The organism is Actinomycetota bacterium (genome assembly GCA_035759705.1).
Classification (GTDB): domain Bacteria; phylum Actinomycetota; class CADDZG01; order JAHWKV01; family JAHWKV01; genus JAJCYE01.
The window spans coordinates 1-6,213 of the sequence record DASTUJ010000159.1 but is presented as its reverse complement, the minus strand read 5'-3'; the positions used below and the strand labels follow the sequence as shown (position 1 = coordinate 6,213).

Sequence of the window (6,213 nt, the reverse complement as noted above, 5' to 3'; positions counted from 1 at the left end):
TTCCAGCCGGGCATCACTCCACTGCCGGCGCAGACCCTCGTGGATTACGTGCGGGTCTACAAGTAGGCGACTCTGCCGGGCCGGACGGGCTCGAGTCGCCGATCGGCGCTAATGTGCCTGGATGGAGGCTTCGGCGTTGGTCCTCGACGTCACGCACCGTGCGCGGCGCTTCTCGTGTGCGGTGCCCCCGGACTCTCGCCCCCTAGCCGCATTACAGGAGGCCGCGCAGCTTGAGCTAGGGACCGCGCTCGGCCTGCCGCTGGGGATGAGTGACGCCGCCGGCGCAGCGCCCGAATTCCTGTTCCTGTTGCCCCGGGACATCGAAGGGTGGGAGCCGCTGCGCGAGTGGGCCTCCGTGGACGATCCGGGCTTTCGGCTCTATGTAGGGTCGATGCTTGGCGGTTGGGAGCCCCCAACCCGCGCGATGGACGTCTTCTACTTCGGAGATGGGCCCGAAATGGCCGCGAAGCTGGCGCACCTCATCGTAAAGGGGGTTAAGCGCGGAACGACCGGCTGGGTCGACGCCGAGGAGCGGGAGGGGTCGACGATTCCTTCCGTCGGGATGGTGTCGATTGTCACAGACGGTTTTGGGTACCCGCAGTGTGCGCTCCAGACCGAGCGGGTCGAGTATCTCCGCTTCGCAGATATCGGCGCAGAGCATGCCTGGGCCGAAGGCGAGGGCGACCGAACGCTCGAAAACTGGCGGGAGGGGCACCTGGCCTACTTCCACCGGCAGGCGGCGCAGCTCAATCTCACGTTCACCGAGGACGTGCAGGTCTTCTTCGAGCACTTCCGGGTGCTGGCCGTGTTCGGCCGAGCCGATCGCTGAGCGGTTTATCCACGACGCTCGCAGGCCTTGAGCAACAAGCCGGCGGAATCGACCTCCCGATCGGTTACCCGGTCCACCCAAGCGGCCAGAGCAGCCTGCAGTTGCCGGGAGTCTTCAGGAGTGTCCGTCACGAAGCGAACCCGAACGCAGGTCCGTCCATCGGGGCTGCGCCAGGTCGCGTAGCGGTCTCCGTCCCAACCGGTGGCAGCCTCCTTTGCAACCGCCGGGTCGAGCTTTGATTCAAGCAACAGGCGCAGCAGCAGCGGGCCGAACTCACCCTCGTCGGTTGCAGTTCCCTCGGTTGGGGGCCGGTCGACTGCCTGCGGAGTGTCCCCCGACAGGTATCGAGCCGGCTCAAGCACCTGCTCCGAGCTCGTGGGGGGCGAGGTGAGGGCCTGGTTGAGCCGCTCGGGACCAGCATCGATCAGGGCTTCGACGAAAGGGGGGCCGTGCAGGTAGGGAAATTCCAGTAGCTGCTCAACCGGCGCTGCTCCGATCTTCGGCTCCCGGGCTTTGATCTCATCCTGCTCCCCCGGCGGCAGCGACGCGACGTACAGGCGCTCCACCCTGATGGCACCGCCCTCGACCAGTGCAGCGAAGGCAGATGCCGCCTGGTCGCCCCTAATGTCACGGTTGATCCCGAAGTGCTGGTCGTCCAGGGCGTGGGTGAGCTCGTGGACCAGAGTCTTGCGGGCGAACGGAGTGAGGTCCTTCGTGATCACCAGCTCTTTCGCCGCTGGGTTATAGAAGCTGACGTTCCCGTGATTCGCGGGTGCCTGGAGTGCCGCCGCCCCGGTTTCGGCGGGCAGCAGTCCCAGGATGGTCAAGATCGTTTCCACCCGGCCGGAGTCCGGGGGACCCGCCAGCTTCCTTAGCTCCTCCTGGAACTCAGGTTCCGAAAGGACCCTCGGCCTAACCTCGTCGCGGAACTCGAGCCCGCGTGCTTTCTCGACAAAGTCGGAGAGCTCCGGCAGCACCGAGCCAATCGATGGCGAGGGTGGTGTGCTCGGTTCAGCTTTTGGCGAAACCGGGTCCTGCCGGACGAGCAGCACCGCGGCGACCAGGCCCAACACGATCACGCCTCCCAGAACAAACAGCAGCTTTCGTGCCACACCCAGCCTCCAGCTGCGCCGACCTCAGAATCCCTCAGGTGCCTCGACCTTGACCTGCACCTCCATGTGATCGGCTTTGGCAAGCCCTCGTCTGGTTTTCTGCATGCCGAGGATCGTGAACTTCGTCCCCGGCGGGAAAAGAATCTCCTTTTCCGTGGTTGTGGAAAGCTCCATTATGTCTCTGCCTCCGGATGACTCCATGATGTGCCAGATGACCTTGATAGGCCGAGCATCGTCCTTGTTGTCGTTGGCCTGGGTGCGGGCGACTTCCACTGCCTGGCTGGTGCTGACGAAGTGAGGGTAGGTCTTCACGAAACCCTTCTCAAACTTCATGGCTTCCTCGCTGGGAAAGGTCTCACCCCGGAAGATTGTCCTGTCCTGTTTCCAGGGCGGCAGCTTCCGCAGTCCCGTCGTGGCAACCTCGTTGATTGCCTTGTTCACCTCGAGCGCTTTCGCTACGGACGGCTCGTCGGTTTGTTTGCCCTTTTTAGCCATCTGGCTTGTTAGCCAGCCGCCTCCGCCGGCTCCCGTGGGGTTCATCAACCGGAACTGGTCGTCCGTGTAGGCGCCGATCGCCTTTACCTCCTTGGACAGGAGGCCCCGGTTTTCCCTCGCGTCCTTGTAGGCATTCAGAAGCTCCTGCTCCCCCGGCGCCAACCCGGCAACGATTGCCTGCTTCTGCTCGGGCGTCTGGGTGGTCAGCAGCTGTTTACGCGCGCTTTTTATCATGGCGAATTTGTGGGATCCCGGGCTGGCGATCAGGGCATTCGCCATCTCCTTCTTCTTCTCGCTACTGCCGCCATGGAACGTTCCGCTGAATACAAGATCCTTGGTCACTTCATTGAGCAAGGTCTGGACGGCCTGCCTCTTTGCCGCATCCTTGGCCTTCTTTCCGGGAAGCAGCCGGAGCTCGCCGGCGGGGTGTTCTTTCAACCATTTCCTACAAAGGTCGTCCAGGGTTTCCAGCCACGAGACCCGGTCGAGGGAATACTGCCTCTTCTCGGCCGCCGAATCGTATGTTCTCGGCACGTTGTGATAGGCCTTGAGCGCGGCGTGAATCAGCGTATAGGTGCTTTCGTCGGCTTTGGCCTTCCCCGACGGGGATGGCAGCGCCTCCGGGTCCACCCGCAATCTCCTCTGGATCGTCGGCCGCTGAAATCCTCCGCTGCCTGGCTGCAGGAGCCGGCTCACCGCCTTGTTTCCGATCGGACGCTGGAGCTGCGTTACATCCGAAGCCGAGATGGGGCCTCCATCCCGGGCGCGGGGGACCAGGGTCGTGACCGAGCTACGTGCCGACCTGGGGGTGCCTGTGGCGGCCTTTATGGTGCCGGTACTGCTAAGAAGCCGTTCGCGGGGCATTTTGAGGCCTTAAAGGTTGAGGTCGAACGGGTCCGGGGAGGGGCAGTATATGTACCGGCAATTTAGGAGTCCAGATCCTCGGAGGCTATTCGGGCGCCGGGGGTTCGTCCAGGAACTGAAACCAAAACGTGTCCAGGGCGATAGCCGCCACCATCGTGTCGTAGTCCTCGTCCTTGGACTCCGCGACGTGGACCAGGAAGTGTGCGACGGTCTCCATCTGCTCGCGTGACATCGCATTGAACTGCGCCAGGACGTCCTGCTCCATCTCCTCGCCGAAGTCGCAGGCGTAAACCGCGGCGTCCACGGCTGGGGAGTCCAGGCCGGGGTTCTCCAGGGCGTACACCATGAACCGCGGCAGGTGGAACCTCAGGCTCTCGGGGTCAAGGAAAGTCAGAGCGTAGTGGAACTCCTCTACCTTGGTGTCGGGGATGTCCTGCCAGCGGGTCTCGGTGTCCAGGGGCCGGGCCTCCAGCACCTCCTCGGGCGACTGGAGCAGGTCCATGGCCTTTGCCTGGTGCAACGACAGGCCGATGCCCAGCTCGACCTTTCCGAAGGCGGCCTCGATCTCTTCGATCAGCTCGGCGCTCATCAGATCTTCAACCGGAAGGCTTGCGGGATGAGCTCGAAGATCGCCGGGGTGTGGCCCCCGAGCCGCCCGTCGACCTCCACCGGAAGCGCCGACTTGGCGGCAACCTCCACCCGGGAGGCCAGGTACTCCTTGATCTTCGGCGAGGGTAGGTGCTCCCCCTTCAGCGACTTGGTCATCGTCTCGATAAAGTCCCGCTTGTTGCCCTTCTGGATGAGGACGTCGAGTTTGCCGTCGCCCGGGTGCGCCTTCAGCGCCAGGCGGACGCCGCCCCGGATGAACTGGCCGTTGGCCACCACCACGTTGGCGATCGGGCCTCCGTAGGACCGCCGATCCAGCTTCACCGCTCCGGTGGGGATCTTGTAGCCGGCGAGGCTGGCCCAGAAGGCAATCAACTCGGCCAGCTTGCCCATGCGCTTGGGCAGCCGGCCTCGCCACTTGGCCATGTCCCCGGACAGCCCGGCCTGCGCCATGTTGATGAAGTAGCCGTAGTTCGGCTCGACCGGCGGCGCCCAGGTGATCCGGCCCACGTCGATGCCGAAGAACGGCTCACCCTCGAGGTGGCGCACCGCCGCCTCCGGGTCGTTGTCCATTCCCATGGTCTTCAGGAAGTCGCTCCCCTCCTCCCCCGGGATGCCCGCCATCACCAGGTCCGGGTTGACCGGGCCGGTCTCTCCCATGATCCCGTTGACCACCTCGTGCAGGACCCAGTCGCTGCCGACCCAGATCAGGTAGCCGCTGCCCTTCTCCACGGCGGCCCGGGCCAGGGTCGTGCAGTCGCCGGGCCTGGACGCGGTCTCGATCTCGTACTCCAGCTCGGTCTTGCCCATCAGCTCGTGCAGCCGCTCCTCGGAGAGCACCGGTTTTCCGGCCGGGGTGAGGCCGACGACTATCGTCGCCTTGCCGTAGGGGGAGGTCATTGCAAGATTCTCGCCGATTACCAGGAGACGCCGCTGTAGGCGACAACTCCGCGGTTCATAGCCTCGACCGCTTCGCCCAGCTTACGACGCAACTCGGGGTGTTCGACCGCCTGCTGGACCTGCCTCAACAGGTCGATGGTCTGCTTGGTGGAGCGGATGAAGTCGCCCGGGCTGGAGTCCTCGTCGATCACGTCCTCCAGCGGGTCGCCCAGGCACCAGCGGTAGGCCGTCATCGCAAACCCGGTCTCGGTCCCCCGGATCATCTCCAGGCCCGCCCGGGTCTCACTGCGCTTCATCCGTTCCTCGAGGCGGAAGATCTTCCCGTAGACCGACTTGCTGGCGGCGCTCGGAAGCGGCCCGGCGACCTCCACGGGCCCCCGGCTCTCGTAGACGAAAACGCTCAGCAGGGCGGCCAGCTCGGACGGCTCCAGGTCCTCCAGCCAGCCCCGGGCGATAGTCTCCGTAATCAGCAGGTCGTTCTCGTTGTAGATGCGGGCCAGCGCCCAGCCCTTGTCGGTCAGGTTGAACCCGTCCAGGTAGCCGTACTCCTCGAGGATGCCGAGGATCCGCTGGAAGCGCCGGGAGAGGGTCTCGGTCTTCGACTGGACCTTGCGGTGCAGCGACTCGTTCTCCTTGATCAGCCGGGACGCCCTCTCCGCCCACTGGGCGTGCCGGTCCCGGTCGGGGCAGCTGTGGCAGGGGTGCTGGAGCATGGCGGTGCGGGCAAGGGCGAGCTCGACATCCTCGTCGTCCTCCAACGGGGCCGCCTTGCCAACAGACCCGTTTCCCTCGAAGGACTTGAGGGCGGTCGCCATCTTGCGCCGCAGGGCGTGGTCCAGCCGGCTCCCGCCACGGGCCCTCAGGGTCGCCCAGGACTCCTTGTCGAGCTTCACGATGCCCTGCAGCTGCGGCGTGTCCCGCAGCTCGTTGGCGCCGACCTTGATGATCCGCGAGGTGTCGGTCAGGGCGACCGCCCGGGTGCCGCCCCGGCTGGCGGGCTCGGTGGCGACAACCACCACGTTGCCGTTGACCCGTGAGGTGCGGATCGACCAGACCTCCCCGGCCGCGGCCGACGCCAGGGCCTTCTCGATGCGGTTGCGGGACGACTCGGCCTCCCGTGCCTTCACGGACTGGGTCAGCCGGTGAAAGGTCTCCCGGAGGCGCCAGTAGTCCTCGAAGTCGCCTTTGTCGCAGTGCATCTTCTTGCGGTACGAGGCCAGGTAGGCGTCGTTGCGGTCGACCAGCTGCTCCACCACAACCACGTCCTTGTCGGTCCGGTACTGGGCGAACGACGAGTTCAGCAGGTGCTCAGACTCCTCCCGGGAGTAGTTGCGCACCAGGTTGGTGGCCATGTTGTACGACGGCTGGAAAGACGAGATCAGCGGGTAGGTGCGGGTCAGCGCCAGC

General features: G+C 65.0%; 6 protein-coding genes. 1 reads left to right on the top strand and 5 read right to left on the bottom strand.

Annotated features, from left to right (window positions below; genetic code table 11):
* The first annotated feature begins 121 nt into the window (after window positions 1-121).
* Window positions 122-829: an ASCH domain-containing protein gene (locus VFV09_10830; GenBank protein ID HEU4868209.1), complete on the top strand. Its 708-nt coding sequence runs from the start codon at window positions 122-124 to the stop codon at window positions 827-829.
* Between the two features lie 5 nt (window positions 830-834).
* Here VFV09_10830 and VFV09_10825 read toward each other — a convergent pair whose 3' ends face one another.
* The 5 genes from VFV09_10825 to VFV09_10805 form a co-directional block, all read right to left on the bottom strand.
* Window positions 835-1,941, bottom strand: coding sequence for a hypothetical protein (locus VFV09_10825; protein ID HEU4868208.1), 1,107 nt, complete (start codon window positions 1,939-1,941; stop codon window positions 835-837).
* Window positions 1,942-1,965: 24 nt separating this feature from the next.
* Window positions 1,966-3,066 carry an ADP-ribosyltransferase gene (locus tag VFV09_10820; GenBank protein ID HEU4868207.1) on the bottom strand — a complete coding sequence of 367 codons (1,101 nt, stop codon included), beginning with the start codon at window positions 3,064-3,066 and terminating at the stop codon, window positions 1,966-1,968.
* Window positions 3,067-3,385: 319 nt separating this feature from the next.
* Entirely contained in the window at window positions 3,386-3,889 is a 504-nt protein-coding gene (locus VFV09_10815) for a DUF6714 family protein (protein HEU4868206.1), read from the bottom strand.
* The gene (locus VFV09_10810) at window positions 3,889-4,806 is read right to left on the bottom strand and encodes a diacylglycerol kinase family protein (protein HEU4868205.1); all 918 of its coding nucleotides are present in this window, start codon (window positions 4,804-4,806) and stop codon (window positions 3,889-3,891) included. Before VFV09_10810 ends, VFV09_10815 begins: the two co-directional genes overlap by 1 nt.
* Window positions 4,807-4,823: 17 nt before the next feature.
* Window positions 4,824-6,213 (bottom strand): hypothetical protein (locus tag VFV09_10805; GenBank protein HEU4868204.1); only part of this gene is annotated, 1,390 nt, incomplete at its 5' end.

Excerpts from the sequence above, each read along its gene's own strand:
- VFV09_10830 (HEU4868209.1), top strand. The coding sequence starts at position 122 with ATGGAGGCTTCGGCGTTGGTCCTCGACGTCACGCACCGTGCGCGGCGC.
- VFV09_10815 (HEU4868206.1), bottom strand. The coding sequence starts at position 3,889 with ATGAGCGCCGAGCTGATCGAAGAGATCGAGGCCGCCTTCGGAAAGGTC.
- VFV09_10810 (HEU4868205.1), bottom strand. The coding sequence starts at position 4,806 with ATGACCTCCCCCTACGGCAAGGCGACGATAGTCGTCGGCCTCACCCCG.